The organism is Corallococcus exercitus (assembly GCF_003611585.1).
GTDB classification, from domain to species: Bacteria; Myxococcota; Myxococcia; order Myxococcales; family Myxococcaceae; genus Corallococcus; species Corallococcus exercitus.
Genome location: NZ_RAVW01000165.1, coordinates 1 through 19,229 on the forward strand (window position 1 = coordinate 1; position 19,229 = coordinate 19,229).

General features: G+C 71.1%; 18 protein-coding genes and 1 pseudogene. 11 read left to right on the forward strand and 8 right to left on the reverse strand.

Annotated elements, in window-relative coordinates:
* Positions 1–338: 338 nt before the first annotated feature.
* Complete coding sequence (locus D7W79_RS20720; protein WP_120527117.1) at positions 339–1,136, forward strand: hypothetical protein; 798 nt, start codon at positions 339–341, stop codon at positions 1,134–1,136.
* On the opposite strand, the gene D7W79_RS20725 is transcribed toward D7W79_RS20720, so the two are convergent.
* From D7W79_RS20725 to D7W79_RS20740, 4 genes are all read right to left on the reverse strand, one after another.
* On the reverse strand, positions 1,105–2,649 hold the full coding sequence (locus D7W79_RS20725; RefSeq protein WP_120527118.1) for a sensor histidine kinase: 1,545 nt from the start codon (positions 2,647–2,649) through the stop codon (positions 1,105–1,107). The two genes, D7W79_RS20720 and D7W79_RS20725, sit on opposite strands and share 32 nt — an antisense overlap.
* Positions 2,646–3,320, reverse strand: coding sequence for a response regulator transcription factor (locus D7W79_RS20730; RefSeq protein WP_120527119.1), 675 nt, complete (start codon positions 3,318–3,320; stop codon positions 2,646–2,648). Before D7W79_RS20730 ends, D7W79_RS20725 begins: the two co-directional genes overlap by 4 nt.
* Positions 3,321–3,391: 71 nt before the next feature.
* Entirely contained in the window at positions 3,392–4,402 is a 1,011-nt protein-coding gene (locus tag D7W79_RS20735) for a dioxygenase family protein (protein WP_120527120.1), read from the reverse strand.
* Between the two features lie 133 nt (positions 4,403–4,535).
* The gene (locus D7W79_RS20740; RefSeq protein ID WP_244221876.1) at positions 4,536–4,895 is read right to left on the reverse strand and encodes a hypothetical protein; all 360 of its coding nucleotides are present in this window, start codon (positions 4,893–4,895) and stop codon (positions 4,536–4,538) included.
* A gap of 136 nt (positions 4,896–5,031) precedes the next feature.
* Here D7W79_RS20740 and D7W79_RS20745 point away from each other — a divergent pair, with 136 nt between their 5' ends.
* The 8 genes from D7W79_RS20745 to D7W79_RS20780 all read left to right on the forward strand — a co-directional run bounded on the left by D7W79_RS20745 (position 5,032) and on the right by D7W79_RS20780 (position 15,072).
* Entirely contained in the window at positions 5,032–6,090 is a 1,059-nt protein-coding gene (locus D7W79_RS20745; RefSeq protein WP_120527122.1) for an alpha/beta fold hydrolase, read from the forward strand.
* Positions 6,091–6,103: 13 nt separating this feature from the next.
* Positions 6,104–7,051 carry an acetoacetate decarboxylase family protein gene (locus D7W79_RS20750; protein WP_120527123.1) on the forward strand — a complete coding sequence of 316 codons (948 nt, stop codon included), beginning with the start codon at positions 6,104–6,106 and terminating at the stop codon, positions 7,049–7,051.
* Entirely contained in the window at positions 7,048–7,590 is a 543-nt protein-coding gene (locus D7W79_RS20755) for a hypothetical protein (protein ID WP_120527124.1), read from the forward strand. Before D7W79_RS20750 ends, D7W79_RS20755 begins: the two co-directional genes overlap by 4 nt.
* The gene (locus D7W79_RS20760; protein WP_120527125.1) at positions 7,587–9,707 is read left to right on the forward strand and encodes a patatin-like phospholipase family protein; all 2,121 of its coding nucleotides are present in this window, start codon (positions 7,587–7,589) and stop codon (positions 9,705–9,707) included. The genes D7W79_RS20755 and D7W79_RS20760 overlap by 4 nt, the downstream gene beginning before the upstream one ends.
* Complete coding sequence (locus tag D7W79_RS20765; RefSeq protein WP_120527126.1) at positions 9,691–11,466, forward strand: GMC oxidoreductase; 1,776 nt, start codon at positions 9,691–9,693, stop codon at positions 11,464–11,466. The genes D7W79_RS20760 and D7W79_RS20765 overlap by 17 nt, the downstream gene beginning before the upstream one ends.
* Positions 11,442–13,262 carry a metallophosphoesterase family protein gene (locus D7W79_RS20770; RefSeq protein WP_120527127.1) on the forward strand — a complete coding sequence of 607 codons (1,821 nt, stop codon included), beginning with the start codon at positions 11,442–11,444 and terminating at the stop codon, positions 13,260–13,262. Before D7W79_RS20765 ends, D7W79_RS20770 begins: the two co-directional genes overlap by 25 nt.
* 34 nt (positions 13,263–13,296) lie before the next feature.
* Positions 13,297–13,986: a hypothetical protein gene (locus D7W79_RS20775; RefSeq protein ID WP_120527128.1), complete on the forward strand. Its 690-nt coding sequence runs from the start codon at positions 13,297–13,299 to the stop codon at positions 13,984–13,986.
* 120 nt (positions 13,987–14,106) lie between these two features.
* The gene (locus D7W79_RS20780; protein ID WP_120527129.1) at positions 14,107–15,072 is read left to right on the forward strand and encodes a hypothetical protein; all 966 of its coding nucleotides are present in this window, start codon (positions 14,107–14,109) and stop codon (positions 15,070–15,072) included.
* Positions 15,073–15,090: 18 nt separating this feature from the next.
* On the opposite strand, the gene D7W79_RS20785 is transcribed toward D7W79_RS20780, so the two are convergent.
* The 3 genes from D7W79_RS20785 to D7W79_RS20795 form a co-directional block, all read right to left on the reverse strand.
* Positions 15,091–15,573 (reverse strand): hypothetical protein, encoded by a 483-nt coding sequence (locus tag D7W79_RS20785; RefSeq protein WP_147441990.1) that lies wholly within the window; start codon positions 15,571–15,573, stop codon positions 15,091–15,093.
* Between the two features lie 137 nt (positions 15,574–15,710).
* Entirely contained in the window at positions 15,711–17,099 is a 1,389-nt protein-coding gene (locus tag D7W79_RS20790; RefSeq protein WP_120527131.1) for a sigma 54-interacting transcriptional regulator, read from the reverse strand.
* Positions 17,100–17,198: 99 nt separating this feature from the next.
* Positions 17,199–17,402, reverse strand: a complete 204-nt coding sequence (locus D7W79_RS20795) for a hypothetical protein (protein ID WP_120527132.1) — start codon at positions 17,400–17,402, stop codon at positions 17,199–17,201.
* Between the two features lie 253 nt (positions 17,403–17,655).
* Here D7W79_RS20795 and D7W79_RS20800 point away from each other — a divergent pair, with 253 nt between their 5' ends.
* Both D7W79_RS20800 and D7W79_RS20805 read left to right on the forward strand, forming a co-directional pair.
* Positions 17,656–17,931, forward strand: coding sequence for a hypothetical protein (locus D7W79_RS20800; protein ID WP_043321624.1), 276 nt, complete (start codon positions 17,656–17,658; stop codon positions 17,929–17,931).
* A gap of 58 nt (positions 17,932–17,989) precedes the next feature.
* Entirely contained in the window at positions 17,990–18,724 is a 735-nt protein-coding gene (locus D7W79_RS20805; RefSeq protein WP_120527133.1) for a PHP-associated domain-containing protein, read from the forward strand.
* A gap of 28 nt (positions 18,725–18,752) precedes the next feature.
* Here D7W79_RS20805 and D7W79_RS43725 read toward each other — a convergent pair.
* A pseudogene (locus D7W79_RS43725) lies at positions 18,753–19,229 on the reverse strand (hypothetical protein); the annotation flags it as partial.

Below are 19,229 nucleotides of genomic sequence, written 5' to 3' on the forward strand. Positions count from 1 at the left end.
TCCACGTACGCCACGAGCCCCACCCGCACCATCACCGCCACCCTCCTCGCCCCAGCCACGCCCATCCAACCAGACGGGTCTGACATGGACTCGTGGGCCCGCCGTCCTCGTGGCCGTTCAGCCCGGCGCGCCCCTCGCCGCGAACCTGTCCGACTGTCGGACAGGTTTACGGAACATGGCGCCCGACGGGTGCCTCTGCCCACGGCCCCGCGTTGCCGTCCGCGTGTGCACGACGTCGCGGCCCCCTGTTGTGGTCCGCACGACGCACGTCCTTGCGGAGCGCTTCATGGCGCGGGATTTGCTGACGAGCGTCTGACGACCTGGCTAGAAGGCGACGCATGCGGAAATCCTGGCCGTACGCGGTGGTGATGATGCTGGTGCTCCTGGGCGTGCCCAAGGTGCTGCACCACTTCATTCCCGACCCGCGGCAGGCGCAGATGATGTTTCCCATCGTCATGCTCGTTCTGCTGGTGCCAGTGGCCCTCTACTTCCTTCCGCGCTACCGCCGGAGCAAGAAGCTCACGGACGAAGGACTCCAGTTGCTGTCGGAGGGGAGGGTGGCCGCCGCGCTCGAGCGGTTCGAGGCCGCGCGTCCGCTGGCGAAGATCCAGGTTGTTCCCACGTACAACATCGGCATCACCCAGCTCCAGCTCTGGCGGTTGCCGACAGCGGGGCGAGAGCTGTCGAGCTTGGAGTCGCGGAAGGACCTCACGCCGCGGTTCCGCGCGGTGTTGTCCGCGGCGCTCGCGCTGGTGGACGCGCTCGAGGGGCGGCTGGCGCGGGTGGAGCTCCGGCTGGCGGAGGCGAAGTCCCAGGCGGACTTTCCCCTGGGGTTCGCACCGCTCGCTTCGGCGGTGGTGGCGTGCCGGGAGGGTCGTTGGGCAGAGGCTCGCGCGCTGCTGGGAGATGCCGCGCTGGAAAACCTCACCGGACCGTTGCGCGGGTTGCGCAATGCGCTGGAGGCCTGGTGCATCGAGCAGCTCACGGGGGAGGCGCGGCCGGTGGATGCCATCGCCCTGTTCGGGGAGGCGTCACAGGACTCACTCCAGGCCGCCTGGCCAGAGTTCGTGGACTTCGTGGTAACGCGGTCCCTCGTGCCTCCTGTCACCCCGGTGGCGACATCAGCGGGCCGGTGAAGGCGACCTCCAGGCCTCCGTATTCCGACGGCGCCAGGGTCATCTTCCAGCCGTGCAGCTCCACCACGTTGTGCACGATGTGCAAGCCGAGGCCCTGGCCTTGTGGCTCCCGGGTTCGCGCCGCGTTGCCCCGGAAGCGGCGCTCCAGGATCCTCGACCGCTCTTCCTCGGAGATGCCCGGTCCGTCGTCGATGACGCGCAGGGTGAAGGACTGCTGTCGCGTCGTTTCCAGCACTACCGCGACGTGGCCGTCCTCGCGTCCGTAGCGGATGCCGTTGAGCACCACGTTGCTCACCGCCTGCTCCAGCAACGTCTCGTCGCCCATCACCCAGGTGGGCGTCGCCGGGACTCCGCTCTCCAGGGCGATGCGCCGCGGCCTCGCGATGGGCTGATGACGGCCCAGCACCCGGGACACCAGCGCGTTCAGGTCCACGGGCGTGTGTTGCACCTGTGGCGCTCCTGCCTCCAGCCTCGCGGCGGCTCCCAGGTTGTGTACCAGCGAGGCCATGTAGTGCGCCTCGCTCATCGCGGACAACATCAGGCCTGACTCCAGCGGCTCTCCCGCACGCAGCCGCTGTTGCATCGCGGCCAGGTGGCCCTGCAACACCGTGAGCGGCGTCATCACGTCGTGCGTCGTATTGGCCAGGAAGTCCCGCAGCGTCTGCTCGCGCGCTTGCTGGTGCGCCAGCTGCGCCTGGATCTCCGCTCGCGCCTGCTGGAAGGCCCTGGCCAGCTCCGCGATCTCGTCGCTGCCATTCACCGTGACGGGCTGCTCGTAGCGGCTGCCCGACGAGGCTCGCACCTCCTCCGTCAGCCGGCGCAGGCGCTGCACCACCGGCCCCAACGCCACCACCATCGCGGACAGGAGGATCAGCGTGGGCACGCCCCAGATGTACAGCGGCGGCAACCCCACCTCCGGCGACCCCGGGGGCTCCACGCGACGCGCGAGCACGTACTCGCAGGGCCCTCCATCCCAGGGCATGCGCAGCAACAGGTCCTGCACCAGCGCGCCGTCCTCCTTGGAGTAGCGGCGTACGCCCACGCCATCGTCCCGGACGCCCTGGCGCAGTTCGTCGTCCACCGCGGGGGCCTGCGGATTGCGCGAAACGAACTGCCCGTCGAACGGATAGAGGTTCACCGGCGGCAGCCGACGGCCCAGCGGGCCCCTGCTCGAGCGGGGAGGGCCCTCGTCGCCAGGCCTGGGAACTCCCATGGCGGGACCGCTTCCTCGCGACTCGTTCGGAGAGGGGACCCCGGGGGGCGGACCGCCTCTGTCGTCGGGCAGGCCCTCACGCTCCCAGACCGGACGCTGCGCACGGGAGCGGACCATCCAGGTCTCCGGCGCGGCCTCGCAGCGCTCGCGGCCCCCGGACTGCATCTGCGACATCGTGGACGCGATGATGACTTCGTCCGTCGTGCGGCGGCGCACCGAGTGCTCCACCTGCACCAGCGCGAACACCGCGGGCACCGTCACCGCCACCGCCGTGAGCGCCAGTCGCAGCCGCAGCTTCACGCATCCTCCCCAGGCACCAGCCGGTAGCCCACGCCCCAGACCGTCTCCACGCACTTCACCGGACCCAGCTTGCGCCGCAGCCGCGACACGTGGACGTCCAGCGTGCGCTCCGTGCCCTCACGCTCTGGATCCAACACGTGCTCCACCAGCCACTGCCGCGTCACCGCCTCCTGGGGCCTGCGCGCCAGCGACGCGAGCAGTTCGAACTCCACCCGCGTGAGCTCCACCGGGCGGCCCTGCACCTGGACCGTGTGCCCCTGCAGGTCGATGCGCAGCGGGCCCACCTCCACCACCACCTGCTCCTTCTGCAGGGTGGGGCGGCGCAGGCGCGCACGCACGCGCTCCACCAGCTCCTCCGGCCAGAAGGGCTTGGTCATGTAGTCGTCCGCGCCCAGCTTCAGCGCGCGGACCTTGTCCAGTGTGTCGTTGCGCGCGCTCAGGATGAGCACCGGGACCTCCGAGAAGGTCCGCAGCGCCTTGAGCATGTCCAGGCCATAGGTGCCGGGCAGCATCAGGTCCAACACCACGAGGCTCACGTCCGGCAGGTCGCCGGCCACCAGCAGGCGGCCCTCGCGCCACCACATGGGCTCGAAGCCCGCGCCCCGCAGGTGCCCGACAATCTGGGACCCGAGCGGGTCGTCATCCTCCACCAGCAGGATGCGGTCGCCCATGCGCCATGCCTCCCTTCGGACACGCCACCCCGGAGGACTCCAGGCTCCAGGATGGCCCGGCTCACCGTAGTTCAGGGCATCCCGCCGTCGAAGCCCGGCGGAGGACCCATGCCACCATCCCAGCCAGGCGGAGGCCCCATGCCGCCGTCGCCACCCGGCGGGGGACCCCCGGGCCCACCGCCACCGCCGCTGCCACCCGGCATGGCGCAGGACGCGTTGTTCAAAGAGGAGCGGATGACCAGCGTCTTGGATGCCAGCATCGCGCCGTCCGCCATGCGCTGCGTGGCGAAGAGGTAGTCGCCCACCGCGTCCCCGGAGACCACCGTGTCGTTCTGGTTGGTCGTGTCTCGCGCGCCACGCGTGTTGTAGAGCGGCTGGTTCGTGACGATGTCGTCGCTCGTCGTGTCGTCGAAGAACAACTGGGACGTAACGAACTCCTGGCCGTTCACGCGCACGGTGAAGTGGATGTGGATGGTGCGGCTGCTGTACCAACCGGGGAAGCAGGTGTCGAAGTCCACGCGCCCGCTGGCATCCGTGGTCTGCACGCCCCGGAACCACCGCGCCGCGCGCGCCGTCGCGTCGCCGGAGGTGCAGAAGTCGCTCGCGTCCTCGCCGGAGTACAGGCCTTCCGGCGCGGCGTGCCAGATGTCCACCGTGGCGCCCGGGATGGGCGTGCAGGCCTCGTTGACGATGAGGAAGGACAGGCGCACCGGCAGGCCGTCATGGCCCTCGCTGATGTCCTTGCGGTCCACCGTGGTCGCGTAGCAGGGGCCCAGCGTGGCCTCGCAGGTGAGGTTGCACACGGTGCCGATGCCGGAGGCGAACGGATCCGGGTACGTGGCGGCGGCCGTCATCGCCGCGGTGCCCCCCGTGGCCCAGAAGCCCGGGTCCACCACGCCGGAGTCGGCGCCCGCGTCCGTGCCTGCGTCGAGGCGGGTGTCGCCGCCGCTCGTGTCGTCTCCACCGCAGGCGACGAGCAGCTTCGCCACGGGAACCGCGGCCAGCGACAGGCCAATGCCGCGCAGGATGCTCCGGCGCGTGATGACCTTGGGGGAAGGGTCCTGGGGGGATTCGCTCTTCATCCGGGGTTCCTCCGTGAGCTTGGGAGCCAGGAGCGGCGGGGATACCGCTCGAGGACCGTCCGGGGCTGACCGGAAGGTGAGCCGGGTTATCGCGGGCGAACCTTAAGCAATCCTTGCGCGGAAGGGCCGCGACTCAGGAAAACCGCACGCGGAAGGCGGCGAGCAGTGGACCCGCTGCCCGGCCGTCCGCGGGGGACTTCGGACCGCCCTCCGGGAGCGCCGCGCCCAGCTCCTCCAGCGCGGGCTTCATGGACTCGAAGGCGTGGAGCGCATCCGCCGCGTTGTCGAAGAAGCGCGGGTGCGACAACCAGCCGGACACGCCGCAGGTGACGACGTGGAAGGAGCGCGAGTCGTCCGCTTCGTAGGTGAGGCGCAGGACGTCGCGGAAGCCCTCGTCCCGCAGGACGGTGCCACCCTGGCTGCCCATGCCCCCGAGCGTCGCGCCGCCCTCGTAGTCGCTCCAGCCCGTGTCCGCGTGCATGCCCTCACGCATAGCACCCCAAAGGCTAACGCGGGCGGAGTGACAGGGAGGCGCAGCGCCGTTGCCCGCTGCCCCTGTCAGGCGGAGGTGCACGCCGGTTGTCGCCCCTTCCGCACCGACCAACGTTTGCGGTGTTGGGGGACGTGTCATGTCCGCGGAAACCATCCATGAGCCGCGCTACTCCGAGGAGATCGTGCCCTTCCTCGCGGGCGACGGCCGCGCGCTGCACCTGGTGCACCTGCGCGGCCTCGAGAAGGCGGACAAGGGGCCGGTGGTGCTGGTGCATGGCGCCGGCGTGCGCGGGAACATCTTCCGCGCGCCGGTGCGCCAGACGGTGGTGGATGCGCTGATTGAAGACGGCTACGACGTGTGGCTGGAGAACTGGCGCGCCAGCATCGACGTGGAGCCGGGCGAGTGGACGTTGGACCAGGCCGCCGTCCTGGACCATCCGCCCGCCATCCGCACCGTGGTGGAGAAGACGGGGGCGGACAAGGTCAAGGCCATCATCCACTGCCAGGGCTCCACCAGCTTCACCATGGCCGCGGTGGCGGGGCTGCTGCCGCAGGTGGACCTCATCCTCACCAACGCCGTGTCCCTGCACCCGGTGGTGCCGGCGACCGCGAAGCTGAAGCTGCGCTACGCCGTCCCGCTGGTCGCGCAGTTGACGCCGTACCTGGATCCGCAGTGGGCCTACGGCGGCCCCACGCGCACGGCGCGCATGCTGACGCGCGTGGTGCAGGCGACACATCACGAGTGCGAGAACCTGGTCTGCCGCTGGACGAGCTTCACCTACGGCACGGGGTTCCCGGTGCTGTGGCGGCACGAGAACCTGAACGCCCAGACGCACGACTGGCTCCAGCACGAGTTCGGCCCGGTGCCCTTCACGTTCTTCCGCCAGATGGAGGAGTGCGTGCGCGCGGGCCACCTGGTGCCGGTGGAGGGCTTCCGCGCGCTGCCGGAGGACCTGGGCGAGCGCGAGCCCCAGACGGACGCGCGCTTCGTCTTCTTCGCGGGCGAGGAGAACCGCTGCTTCCTCGCGGAGAGCCAGCGCCGCACCTTCGAACACCTGGAGCACTTCCACCCGGGCCATCACGCGCTGCACATGCTGCCCGGCTACGGCCACCTGGACGTCTTCATGGGCAAGCGCGCGTCCCAGGACGTCTTCCCCCTCATGCTCTCCGAGCTCGACCGCCGTGTGACCCACTGACGAAAGGCCCGCCATGTTCCTCCCCCGACGCATCCAGAGACAGTCCGGCCGCTACTCGCGGGTGGACGGCATCCCGTACGCGCTGCCAGTGGATTCGAAAGGCGCACCGGCGCTGATGGCCGCCTTCACGGTGGACGCACGCCGCGCGGCCAGCCTGCTGCCCGGCAACGAACTGCACCCGCTGCGCGTGTCGCGCGACCGGGCCGTGCTGCTCATCTCCGTCATCGACTACAAGCAGACGGACATCGGCGCGTACATCGAGTTCAGCATCGCGCTGGCGTGCACGCACGGACGCAGGCCCGCGCCGCCGCTGTTGCCGCTGCTGTTCCAGAAGCACTTCGGCGTGGGCCAGTACGTGGTGGATCTGCCGGTGAACACGGAGGTCTCCGTGAAGGGCGGCAAGGGCATCTGGGGCATGCCCAAGCACCTGGCCCGGCTGGACTTCCGGATGGAGAACGGCTCCGTGAGCAGCCGCTACGAGGAGGGCGGCCAGCAGGCGGTGCGCGTGCGCATCGAGCGCCCGAAGCTGGCGTGGCTGCCGCTGCGGATGGCGGCGGTGAACTACTGCGCCTTCCGGGGCATGTTGATGAAGTCCACCATCTACTTCCGGGGCCGGTTCGGCTTCCGGTTGGGCAAGCACGCGTGGGGGACGCTGGAGCTGGGGGACCATCCGCGCGTCAAGGCGCTGCGGGACCTGAGCATCTCCCCGCGCGCCTTCTTCACCGGGTTCTTCCCGTCGTCCAGCGGCGTGCTGGATGACCACTTCGAGGCGTGGTTCCTCACCCAGCCCACGCTCCCCGAGGCCACGTACCCGGAGGGGCTGGAGAGCGTGGTGGCCCTGGGGCAGGACCAGACGCCGATGCCGCCGCCGGAAGCGGAGCCGGACGGGGCGCCGCCGAGGGTGCTCCAGGAAGTCGTGCCGCTCCACGACGTGCGTTCGCGCGAGGACGCGCGGCCATGAAGCGCGGCGGCCTCCTGGACCTGGTGAACGCGTGCCTGCTGTTGCTGTGCACGTCCATGTACCTGGGCACGGGCTGGTCGCTCATCCTCTTCTCGTTCCCCATCGCGCCCCAGCTCACGGTGGACAACTACTACCTGCAGTTCGTGCCGCAGGTGCAGGCGGCCACGCGGTTCTTCACCTGGATGACGGCGGTGATGCTGCTGTCGTCCGGGGTGCTGGCGTGGCGCGAGCGCAAGACGGCCCTGCGCTGGTATCCGCTGGGCGTGCTGCTGGCGGTGGTGGTGGCCACGCTGCTCACGCGCATCTTCATCTTCCCGTACAACGACGAGATGGCGGCCGGCATCACGTCGCCTGCGCGGCTGACGGAGGTGCTGGGCGCGTGGATGCGGATGAACCGCATCCGCGTGGGGCTGTGGACGGTGCAGTGGCTGTTGACGCTGGGCTACTTCGTGCACCGGGTGCTGCGCGCGGAGCAGCCGGCGGCAGAGCGCTGGCGCCTCGGGGTGTCCATGCCTCCGCGCCGGGAGGCCCACGCATGAGCCCCACCGCGTCGAGATGGCTGGAGCGACAGGCCCGCGTCAACGGACGCCCCTGGCGCTGGGCCCTCGCCGCCATCGGGTGGATCACCCTGGTGACCGGCGCGGCGCAGCTGCTCCTGCCCGGGGTGGAGCTGCGCCTGCTGCGCGCGGATGCGTCCGCCGCGCCCGCGCACTTCTTCCGCATCGTGGGCATGTTCATGGTGCTGTTCGGCGGCCTGCTCCTGCACGGCCTGCACGAGCCCCGCGCGAACCCGGCCGCCTTCCTGTGGACGGGCCTCCAGAAGGTGGGGGCCTGCGCGATGGTGGCGATTGGCGTGGGGCGCGGCCTGCTGTCACCGCTGGCCCTGGGGGTGGCGGCGTTCGACGCGGTGAGCGCCGCGCTGGTGCTGGGCTTCTACGCCTCGTTGCGCCAGCGCGAGCAGATCATCTCCGTGCTCAAGCCCCAGACAGAGGAGGCGCCCCCGGAGGCCACCCACCCCTCGGTCAGCACGCTGCGCGTGGCGGATGCGACCCGCGAGCCCAAGCCGCTGGGGCGGCCCCTGCGGGCGCTCGGGGAGGACCCGGGGGTCCAGGCGTCGTCCGCGGAGGCACCCCGGCGCTCGCTCATCCTCGCGGGTGGCGGCATGCGCGTCGCGTGGCAGGCGGGCGTGCTGCGCGCGCTGACGGACGCGCGGCTGTCCTTCGCCCACGCGGACGGCACGTCGGGCGGCATCATCACCCTGGCGATGTGGATGTCCGGCCAGTCCCCCGCGGAGATGTGCGAGCGGTGGCGGACGCTGGACGTGAAGGACTTCGTGTCGCTGATGCCGCTGGACGACTACGCGCGGCCCTGGAAGCTCCACGCGATGGGTGCCGCGGACGGCATCATCCAGCACGTCTTCCCGCACCTGGGGGTGGACGTGGACGCCATCCGCGCGAACCGCGAGCGCCTGGGCACCTTCAACGTCTGTGACTTCGCCCGGAAGACGAACGAGGTCATCCCGCACACGGACGTGGACCGCGACCTGCTGGTGGCGGGCATCTCCCTTCCGCTCTTCATGCCCCCCGTGGCGAGGGACGGGCACCTCTACCTGGATTCGGTGTGGATCCAGGACGCCAACGTGATGGAGGCCGTGCACCGGGGCGCGGACGAGGTGTGGGTCGTCTGGTGCATCGGCAACACGCCCCAGTACCACGACGGCTTCTTCCGCCAGTACGTCCACATGATCGAGCTGAGCGCGAACGGCGCGCTCTTCGCGGAGCTGGAGCAGGTGCGCGAACTCAACGCGCGCATCCTCGCGGGCGAGCACGTGCCGGGCCACGCGCGGCCCATCACCGTGCACCTCATCCGGCCGGAGCACCCGCTGCCGCTGGACCCGGACTTCTACGCGGGCCACGTCACGGCCGCGACCCTCATCGACCAGGGCTACTCGGACGCCTGGCGCTACCTGTCGGTGGCGGACGCCCAGGGCCTGCCCCTCACCCCGGAGATCACGCAGATGACCGAACCCTCCTATGACCTGACCTTCCGCGAGACCATGTCCGGCCCCCTCGCGATGGGCACCACCGACCCCGAGGCCGGCGCCCATGACGGGCGCTCCACGCCCTTCACCATGCACTGCACCATCACCATCGACGACATGGAGGCGTTCATCCGCGACGCCAACCACGCGGCCCGGCTGGTGGCGCACGTGCAGTTCAAGCCGCTGGGCATGGACCTGCCCGTGCGCGAGGGGAGCTTCAACCTCTTCCGCGCAACGGATGATCCGCGCACGAAGATCATGACCTACGGCCTGCGCTTCCAGGCCCACGGCCAGGACTACTACCTGGACGGCACGAAGACGCTGCGCGACGACCCGGGGCCCGACCTCTGGCGCGACACCACGCGCCTCTACAGCTACCTGCACGAAGGCCCGGACGCGCGAGGCCCGGTGGTGGGCGCGGGCGTGCTGGTGCTGGGCATGCGGGAGCTGCTCCACCTGGTCTCCAGCATGCGCTCGGGGCGCGGGGGCGTGGAGGGCGCGGGCATGGTGGCCCGCTTCGGCCACCTGTTCCTGGGCGCGCTCTGGGACCTCTACGCGCCGGAGGCGCCGGTGCGCGAGCGGGAAGGGGAGGCCACGCATGGCCACGAGGGCTGAGCACTTCGACGTCGTCATCGTGGGGTCGGGCTTCGGCGGCTCGGTGATGGCGTGGCGGCTGGCGGACGCGGGCCTGCGTGTGTGCGTGCTGGAGCGCGGCAAGGCGTATCCGCCGGGCTCCTTCCCGCGCAGTCCGCACGACATGCGCCGCAACTTCTGGGACCCGAGCAAGGGGATGCACGGCCTGTTCAACCTCTGGTCCTTCCAGGGGCTGGGCGGCGTGGTGTCCGCGGGGCTGGGCGGCGGGTCGCTCATCTACGCCAACGTGCTCTTGCGCAAGGACGAGAAGACCTTCATCCACGAGGACCTCCACGGCGGAGGCTACGAGGACTGGCCCGTCACCCGCGCGGATCTGGAATCGCACTACGACGCCGTGGAGCGGATGATGCACGCGCAGCGCTACCCGCTGGAGCACGCGCCCTACTCGACGACGGCGAAGACGCTGGCCATGAAGCTCGCGGCCGAGCGCCTGGGCCGCGGGGGCGACTGGCAGCTGCCGCCGCTGGCGGTGACGTTCGGCAACCCGGGCGAGGTGCCCGTCCCCGGCGAGCCCATCCGCGAGGAGCATCCCAACCTGCACGGCCGCACGCGCACCACCTGTCACCTCTGCGGCGAGTGCGACGTGGGCTGCAACACGGGCAGCAAGAACACGCTCGACTACACGTACCTGTCCGCGGCGAAGCGCGCCGGGGCGGAGCTGCGCACGCGCGCGGAGGTGACGGAGCTGTGGCCCGCGGAGGGCGGCGGCTACGTGGTGCAGTACCTGGACCACACGGACGCGCCGGAGGACGTGCCGCGTGAAGGCCCCCAGTCCCTGCAGCCGCGCACCACCGTGACGGCGGACCGGCTGGTGCTGGCGGCGGGCACGTTCGGCACCCCGTTCCTGCTCTTGAAGAACCGGCGGAACTTCCCGGGGCTGAGCGGACAGCTGGGCACGCGCTTCTGTGGCAACGGCGACCTGCTGGGCTTCATGCGCCAGTGCCACGATTCGAGCACCGGCAAGCAGCTGCCGCGCATCCTGGAGGGCGGGCACGGCCCGGTCATCACCAGCGCGCTGCACTTCCGGAGCAGGGAGGAGGGCGGAACGGGCCGGGGCTACTACATCGAGGACGCGGGCTACCCGGAGTTCGTCAACTGGCTCTACGAGGGCGCGCACCAGGTGCCGCTGCTGGAGCGCGGCCTCAAGCTGGCGTGGCGCCTCATCCGCGGGTGGACGGGCCTCACGCGCGACTCCGACGTGAGCGAGGAGATCGCCGAGCTGCTCGGGGACTGCCTGGGCTCCGCGACGTCACTGCCGCTCCTGGGCATGGGGCGTGACATCCCCAACGGCCACATGCGGCTGACGCAGGACGGGATGCTGGCCATCGACTGGCGGGTGAGCGGCTCGCGCGAGTACTTCGACGAGCTGCGCCAGTCGATGGCGGACATCGCCCGGACGCTGGAAGGCAAGCTGGTGCAGAACCCGCTCAGCTACCTGAGCCGGGTCATCACCGTGCACCCGCTGGGCGGCTGTCCCATGGGACGCGGGCCGGAGACCGGCGTGGTGGACGCGACGGGGGAGGCCTTTGGCCACCCCGGCCTGTACGTGGCCGACGGAGCCATGATGCCGGGCCCCACCGGGCCCAACCCGAGCCTCACCATCGCCGCGCTCGCGGACCGCTTCGCGGATGCGCTCATCGACTCGCACCGCCGCGCCACGCGAGGGCGTTCGTGGCAGGCACCGGAGGAGGGGCCATGGCCGTCCGCGCCTCCGATGTGAGCCGCATGCCGGGCCGGCGCACGCGGCCCGCGCCCCCGCCGGAGACGCCCCAGGGCAAGCCGATGGTGTCGTGGTTCGACCCGGCCGTGCTCGTGAAGTCGGGCCTGAAGGCGCTGCTGTCGGGGACGTTCGGACGGCAGGCGGACCGGCGGCTGCTGGACGCGGTGGCGCAGCCCCAGAAGCTGGCGTTCGATTACTCGGTGGACGACTCCAGGCACCCGCGCGAGGAGCTGTGGCTGGACTACGTGTCGGACCTGGGTGATGGCTGGGACTCCACCTACGCGGTGGCCTCCACGGTGATGGCGCCGGAGCTGGAGCTGACGGATGACACCGGGAAGACGCACGTCACCCGGGGCGGCGACGTGCTCGTGTTCGGTGGGGATGAGGTCTATCCGACCGCGAGCGTGGCGGAGTACCAGGCGCGCACGGTGGTGCCGTACGAGGACGCCCTGAACCGGCGGCGCCACCGGCCGCACCTGTTCGCGGTGCCGGGCAACCACGACTGGTACGACGGGCTGGTGTCCTTCACGCGCCTGTTCTGCCAGGGCCGGCTCTCCAGCGGCTGGCGCACCCAGCAGCGGCGCAGCTACTTCGCGCTGAGGTTGCCGCACGGCTGGTGGCTCCTGGGCACGGACATGCAGCTGGAGTCCGACCTGGACGCGCCGCAGGTGAGGTTCTTCCAGAAGGTGGCCGCGTGCATGGAGGAAACGGATCGCGTCATCCTCTGCAACGCGGAGCCCGATTGGATCAAACAGCAGGTGATGCCCCATGCGGGCCGCGGCTTCCTGGACAACAACATCGACTTCCTGGAGCGCAAGGTGCTGGGCAAGCGGGTGAGCGTCTTCCTCGCGGGGGACCTGCACCACTACCGTCGGCACGAGGACGCGGACGGGCGGCAGAAGATCGTCGCGGGTGGGGGAGGGGCCTTCCTGCATCCCACGCACCTGCCGAAGGTGGACCAGCGACCGGGCGGCTTCGTGCAGCAGGCGTGCTTCCCGCCGAAGCAGACGTCCCAGCGGCTCGCCTGGCGCAACCTGCTGTTCCCCGTGATCAACCCGTGGTTCAGCGCCTTCATGGGCGTCGTCTACACGCTGCTGGGCTGGGGCGTCGCCGCGAACCTCAACGAGGGGGCCCTGGGTGCGCCTTCTTTCCGGGAGGTCATCAACGCGGCGTTGCAGAGCACGGGCTCGTTGATTCTTGGCGCAGGGGTGGTGCTGGGCACCGTGGCGTTCGCGGACGGCCGCAGGGGACCCCACTGGAAGAAGGCGGCCGGCGTCATGCACGGGGTGGCGCACCTGGCCGTGGCGCTGCTGCTCACGTGGGGCGTGTCCGCCATCGCCGCGCCGCTGGCGGCGGAGTTTCAGTGGAGTCTGCGGCGCGACCTCTTCAGCGGCCTGCTGCTCCTGGGAGGCGGCGCGCTGCTGGGGCCCCTGGTGGTGGGCGCGTACCTGCTGCTGTCGCTCAACGTGTTCTCCTGTCACCCCAACGAGGCGTTCTCCTCGCTGTCCATTCCGGACTGGAAGAACTTCCTCCGGCTCCACTTCGACGCGGAGGGCCAACTGACGGTGTACCCGGTGGGCTTCCGTCGGGTGCCGCGCAAGTGGAAGCGGGGGAGCGGGCCGGAGGACCCGGTGTGGGTGCCGGACCCGGCGGACACCCGGGCGACACCGCCCCGGCTCATCGAGCCGCCCATCGTCATCGGCCGCACGAAGGCGCTTCCGGTGAAGCCGGAGGCTGGTCCGCCCGGACCCACGGGCGTGATGGTGGACGAACACCCTCCCGGCGGAGCGGTTTGAGCGGCGCGGGCTGAGGGCCTACGCTGCTGGACCCATGAAGGCGATGCTCCTGTCCCTGCTCCTCCTCGGCGCCGCGCCGTCGGGCCCCGCGCCGTCGTCCCTGCCTCCCGAAGCGCTGGGCGCGCCCCCGCTCGTGGATGCGTCTCCCACCGCGTGGGCATGCACCATCGACACGCTGCGCGCGGGCAAGGAGTGCGTGTTCGAAGCGGAGCTGCCGCCTCCCGGTGCCGCGAACGCGGACGTGGAGTCCGCGAACGTGAAGCTGCTGAAGGACGCGTCGCGCGCCCTCTGTTCAGAGGCCGTGAGCAACGCGCGGGACGGCACGCCGGATCCGAAGCTCGTCGCCGTCTGCGAGCGCAAGTACGCGGACGTCGTGGGCCGCTGCGGCATTGACGGCAACTCGCCGGTGGTGGACGCCAAGGGCCGCTTCGCGCCCGTGGCCCGCGCCTGCTACCGCGCGCTGTCCACGGTGCTCCAGGACGTGCAGCTGATGGCCTCCGTGGCCTCCACCTGCTGTGAGTGCGCCGCGCGCAGCCAGTGCCCCGGCACCGGCGACAGCTGCTACGCGGCCGTGTCGCGGCAGCAGGCCGGCCCCACCACGCTCGCGTGCATGGACGACCGCTGCCACGACGCCTGCTCCATGATGCTGCCCCCGTCCGCCTCCATCCCGCGCCAGGCGCCGTCGCGCGCGAGCTCGCAGCACACCGACTCCGCCTCGCTGTAGCGCACCCGCCGCGCTTCGCGGTCCGTTCGTCGCCTTTCACGGCCCCGCGCCACGTCACCGCGCGGAAGCCTTCGCAGCCCCGGCCCCGCCGCGCTGCCGCACTTCAAGGAGCCCCGCGCCATGCCCCGTCTTCCGTTGCTGACCCTCCTGGGTGCGCTCGCCACCGGCTGCGGTGCCTCGCACTCGCACGTCGCCCTGGAGGATCGCGCCCTCACGGACGCGCCGCCTCCCCAGACGCCTCCGCCGGCCGCCCGGCGCTCCGTCGCCTCCGAGGAACCGCCCCCGTCGCCGCATGACGCCCGCGCGTTCCTGGCCCGCTATTCCACGCCCGCCGCTTGCGAGGGTGCCGCCCGCAAGCTCCAGGCGTCCTCGCGCGACGACGCGTGGCTGGCCCTGAAGGTGTGCGCGGAGGCGCCTGGCTTCACCCAGCTGGGCGCGGTGCTGGGCAGCGCGTGGGCGGAGGACCTGCGCGTGCGTCCGGACGCCGCCAACCTCATCGCCCGCGTGGTGGCCCAGCGCGGCGGCAGCGTGGACGGCGAGCTGCGCCTGCTCCACGCGCGCAAGGTGCCCATCTTCTCGCTCGCGTCCGCCATCGCCCAGCCGGACACCTACCGGGGCCGCTACGTGCTCCTGCGCGCGCAGGTGGCGGACCAGCGCTCGGAAGGGGAGCGTCCCACGCTGTGGCTGGTGGAGCAGGGCCTCCAGTCCGTGGGCTCCCGCCGCGAGGTCGGCATCGCCTACAACACCGACACCGTGACGGAAGCCTCCGGCGACCTGGGCGGACGCACGGCGCTCACCGGCGAGGGCCGCGTGGGCGGCACCATCTTCACGCGCGAGAGCACCACCCAGTCCGCCTCCGAGCGCACCTACGACAACCTCTCCGAGGAGACCGGCCGCGAGGCCCTGGGCCGCCTGGCCGCGCCGGATCCCTTCCTGGAGACCCGCCGCGACTACGTCATCCTCGCGCGCTTCGACGGCCTGCGCGTCACCTCCGGGATGACCACGGACGACGAGGACGAGGGCCCGAAGATCCCCGTGCTCACCATCGTGAGCTACCACCTGCCGCAGGCGCTCGCCGTCTACTGACGCAGGGCGCCGCGTCCGTCAGCGCTTCACCGGTGCTACCGCCGCGGTCAAATCCCTCGACGGCGTGCCGGAGTAGATCTCCACATCGGTGGCCACCCACGTCCCCAGCCGCTCGCCGTAGGTCGTGTGCACCAGCACGCCCGGGTGCAGCTGGGCGCGGGCCACGCGCTTGCCGTCGCGCAGGATGCGCGTGGATGGTGCCACCTCGAACGGCCGCTCCACGCCGTCGTCGTCGCGCACCGTGAAGCCCCGCGTGCCGGCGAGGGTCACCGTGCCGTAGAAGTCCGGGACCTCCGCGGCCACCGTCTCGCCCACGCTCCCGCTTCCGCCGGTGCCTTCGTCCATCGGCACTTCCACGCGGGGCTGGAACACCGCGAGCGCCGGCACCATGCCGCTCTCCGCGACGGCGGCCCCGTCCCGCGACTGGCACCCGCTGACGCCCAGCACGAGCCCTCCCAAGAGCCCTCCAGCGAACAGCCACCTCCCCCATCCCTGGCGCATGGCACCCACCTCGCGTGCGTTGGTGCTCCCAAGATGGGGCGGAAACCCCGTCCGACAACCACCCCTGGCAAGGAGGTCCGACCCAGTGTCACCCGGGCCACGGCGACCGTGACTCCGGGTGGGGGCAGGGGCCGCTGTCAGTCCGGACCGGACACCAGCCCATGCTTGCGCAGCAGCTTCCGCAGGTAGACGCGGTCGATGCCCGCCTCGCGCGAGGCCTTGGAGACGTTGCCGCCACACCGCTCCAGCAGCGTGCGCAGGTAGTCGCGCTCGAAGCCCTCGATGAGGCGCTCCTTCGCTTCCTTGAAGGGCAGCTCCAGCGCCAGCGACAGCGTGTCCTCCGGACCCAGGTCCGGCGACAGGGCAGGGCGCGCGGGCGGCGTGTCCGGCAGGTCCGGCAGCGCGGACTCGCCCAGGCTCACCACCCGGTCCACCACGTTGCGCAATTCGCGCACGTTGCCCGGCCACGGGTACTGGGCGAGCAGGGCGCGCGTCTGGTCCGACAGGGCGCTGGGCGGCTTGCCCATGCGCTCCAGCACGGTGTCGATGAGCAGCGGGATGTCCTCCGGCCGCTCGCGCAGGGGCGGCAGCGTCGCGCGCAGCACCGCGAGCCGGTGGAACAGGTCCCCGCGGAAGCGGCCCGCCTTCACCGCGCCCTCCAGGTCCTGGTGCGTGGCCGCCACCACCCGCACGTTCACCGAGCGGTAGTCGTTGGCGCCCACCCGTTTCACCTGCCGGCGCTCCAGCGCGCGCAGCAGCCGGGGTTGTACTTCCAGGGGCAGCTCGCCCACTTCATCCAGGAAGAGGGTGCCCCCGTGCGCGCGCTCGAAGGCGCCCGCCCGGTCCGCCTGCGCGCCCGTGAAGGCGCCCTTCACGTGGCCGAACAGCTCCGACTCCAACAGCTGCGGCGCCACGCCCGCCAGGTCCACGATGACGAAGGGCCCCTTGGAGCGCGCGCCGTGCAGGTGCAGCCCTTCCGCGCACAGCTCCTTGCCGGTGCCCGTCTCGCCCTGGATGAGCACGTCGGACTCGCCCTGGGCCACGCGCTCCAGCAGGGTGAACACCTCGCGCATCCGCCGGCTCTGGCCCACCAGGTTGCCAAACCGTTCCCGGTTGGACAGGGGCAGGGTGTGCGCCTTCTCTGCCTCCGGGACGAGCTTCAGCTCCGTGGTGCCCAGCGTGAGCACCGCGCCGGGGCGCACCTCCAACGTGGTGAAGCGCATGCCCTCGCAGAACGAGCCGTTGCGCGAGCCCACGTCCACGGCCTGGATGCTGTCCTCGCGCACGTCCAGCAGCAGGTGGCTGCGAGACACGGCCCGGTCCGCGATGATCACGTCCGAGCTCGCGTCCGCGCCCACCCGGTAGCGCCCGGGCGCCAGCGGGTAGCTCTGGCCGGCGTCCGGGCCGGACAGCACCAACAGCCGCACCCGCACCCGCGCCGAGCGCATCGCCGGCAGGGCGTCCGTGCGAAGCTGCCGGTCCTCCTCCCCGCTGTCGTCCCCGAAGCGCGCCACGGCGCGGACCATAACATAGGGAAACGGAAAGGCCCGGCCTCCCCGCGCGCTCCGGAAAAGAGCGTGGACGGAAGAGGTCGGGCCCGGGATGCGGCCAGGGCTGCGCGGCCGTCAGGCCGGCGGGGCCGGCGGCTTCGCGTGCTTGTAGAACAGCACCAGCGTGTAGCAGTGGAACTCGTTGTCGGAGGACTGACACACGACCCGGTCCACGATCTCCAGGTCCGCGTTGCTCTTGATCCAACGGGTGACGTTCTCACCCAACTCTTCCCGCTCCTTGGCCTTCGTCGCGGAGAAGACCTTCACGCCCGTGAACATCGCCTGCCACTCCTTGTGCGGTGGTGAGAAAAGGCTTGACCGGGGGTTATCGCACACGCCTTTTCAGGGTGTCAAAAATGCTGCGCTCCAAAAGTTCTGATCCGCGAGGGAGCGGGGGAGCGCGACGGGGGTGGGGGTTTGCAGGTGCACCTGCATGCATAGGTTCACCCGGTCGCACCCGGTTCTTGGATTGGGGCGGGGGCCCGGAGCCATTTCCGGCTTCAGGGCCAGGGCGGAAAGAGGGGGCAGGACCGTGGACATGAAGACGAAGAAGGACCTGGCGGTCGATTTCATCAACACCATCCGCACCATGGAACCGAGTGCGCTCAACGCCCTCATCGTAAAGGAGGCGGGCGAGGAGCTGGCGCAGTTCTTCCTGAACTACAGCGCGAACCTCATCTCCAAGGACCCTTCGCGGGTGCTGGAGAACACCTCCTCGCTGATGCTGATGGGCTACCTCATCCGCACGTACGAGGAGAAGAACAGCCAGGCCAAGCAGGGCAACTTCCAGTCCTACGCGTACGCCTGAGCGGTGAGTGCGCGCGGGCTCGACAGGCCCTGGGAGGCCTGTTAGGCACGCGTCGCCCATGCTCATCGACCTACACGCCCATTCCCATCTGTCCAAGGGGTGCGAACTGGAGCCGCGCGCCGTGCTGGAGCGGGCGGCGATGTTCGGCCTGGACGCGGTGGCGTTCACGGAGACCAACACCCAGGACGGCTGCGACGAGCTCTTCGAGATCGGCGCGAAGTCCAAGGTGAAGGTCTTCGTCGGCCTGGAGCTGGTGACGGACCGCGGTCAGTACCTGTGCTTCTTCCCGAAGCCGGAGCTGGCGCCGGAGCCCGTGCAGATGTGGGGCAGCAACCGGGAGAAGCCCTGGAGCGCCGCCGAGTGCCTGCCCAAGGTGAAGGCGATGGGCGCGGCCATCGTCGCGGCCCGCCCCTTCGACCGTGACGTGCCCAACCCCGCCATGGACTACGTGCGCTCGCTGTCGGGCGTGCTGTGCGCCGTGGAGGGCTACAACGCCAAGGTGAAGCAGACCGCGAACGACCTGGCCGTGGAGGCCGCGGACGTGCTCAAGCTGCCCTGCGTGGGTGGTAGCGACGCGCGCGGCTCCCTGGACGAGATGGGCCGCGGCGCCACCTTCTTCAAGCGCGACGTGCTCACCCAGGCGCAGCTGGTGGAGGAGCTGCTCAAGGGCGACTACTGGCCGGTGATGGCCGGAGAGCTGCCCCGCCTCACCCGGCCCGGCGAGGCCCAGGCCCAGCGCAAGGGCGGGGGCGGCGGCGGCAAGAAGCAGCACCGCCGCGGCGGCCGGCGCTAAGCCCCCGGCGCCAGGCCGGCGCCATGGCTCAGGGCAGGACGGGCTTGCCCGCCTCCTCCGCGCGCACCAGCTTCCCGTCGGTGAGGAACGCCTTGCGGCGCTCGCCGGTGTAGCGCCACTCCTCGTTCTTCGCGGTGCCCTCCAGCGTGCGGCGAATGGACTCCGGAGGCCCCCAGGCCATGCGCACCGCGTCCGCGGGCATGTCCGCCACCAGCTTCTTGGTGCGCACCGCCTCCTTCACCGCCGCGCTGAAGCCATCCAATTGCGCCTTGGGCGAGTGGGGCGACAGCGTGTTCTCCAGCTCCGCGCGGAACGCGTCCGGCCGGTCGAGATTGGGCGGCAGCACCAGCACCACCTGCTCCCCCGGGGGCGCGCCCTCCACCGTCACGTACACCCACGGCCAGGTGCGCGGGGAGTAGAGGACGCGCTCGGTGACGACCCACGCGGTGGGGAACTCCACCTTGGTGATCCGCACGCGCGAGCCGGCGGGGAGGGTGGCCTGGAT

Bases quoted from the DNA above. Each gene is read 5' to 3' on its own strand.
- D7W79_RS20745 (WP_120527122.1), top strand. From the start codon at position 5,032: ATGTCCGCGGAAACCATCCATGAGCCGCGCTACTCCGAGGAGATCGTG.
- D7W79_RS20770 (WP_120527127.1), top strand. From the start codon at position 11,442: ATGGCCGTCCGCGCCTCCGATGTGAGCCGCATGCCGGGCCGGCGCACG.
- D7W79_RS20720 (WP_120527117.1), top strand. From the start codon at position 339: ATGCGGAAATCCTGGCCGTACGCGGTGGTGATGATGCTGGTGCTCCTG.
- D7W79_RS20735 (WP_120527120.1), bottom strand. From the start codon at position 4,402: ATGAAGAGCGAATCCCCCCAGGACCCTTCCCCCAAGGTCATCACGCGC.
- D7W79_RS20795 (WP_120527132.1), bottom strand. From the start codon at position 17,402: ATGTTCACGGGCGTGAAGGTCTTCTCCGCGACGAAGGCCAAGGAGCGG.
- D7W79_RS20775 (WP_120527128.1), top strand. From the start codon at position 13,297: ATGAAGGCGATGCTCCTGTCCCTGCTCCTCCTCGGCGCCGCGCCGTCG.
- D7W79_RS20765 (WP_120527126.1), top strand. From the start codon at position 9,691: ATGGCCACGAGGGCTGAGCACTTCGACGTCGTCATCGTGGGGTCGGGC.
- D7W79_RS20780 (WP_120527129.1), top strand. From the start codon at position 14,107: ATGCCCCGTCTTCCGTTGCTGACCCTCCTGGGTGCGCTCGCCACCGGC.
- D7W79_RS20790 (WP_120527131.1), bottom strand. From the start codon at position 17,099: ATGGTCCGCGCCGTGGCGCGCTTCGGGGACGACAGCGGGGAGGAGGAC.
- D7W79_RS20760 (WP_120527125.1), top strand. From the start codon at position 7,587: ATGAGCCCCACCGCGTCGAGATGGCTGGAGCGACAGGCCCGCGTCAAC.
- D7W79_RS20730 (WP_120527119.1), bottom strand. From the start codon at position 3,320: ATGGGCGACCGCATCCTGCTGGTGGAGGATGACGACCCGCTCGGGTCC.
- D7W79_RS20750 (WP_120527123.1), top strand. From the start codon at position 6,104: ATGTTCCTCCCCCGACGCATCCAGAGACAGTCCGGCCGCTACTCGCGG.
- D7W79_RS20805 (WP_120527133.1), top strand. From the start codon at position 17,990: ATGCTCATCGACCTACACGCCCATTCCCATCTGTCCAAGGGGTGCGAA.
- D7W79_RS20740 (WP_244221876.1), bottom strand. From the start codon at position 4,895: ATGCGTGAGGGCATGCACGCGGACACGGGCTGGAGCGACTACGAGGGC.
- D7W79_RS20755 (WP_120527124.1), top strand. From the start codon at position 7,048: ATGAAGCGCGGCGGCCTCCTGGACCTGGTGAACGCGTGCCTGCTGTTG.
- D7W79_RS20785 (WP_147441990.1), bottom strand. From the start codon at position 15,573: ATGCGCCAGGGATGGGGGAGGTGGCTGTTCGCTGGAGGGCTCTTGGGA.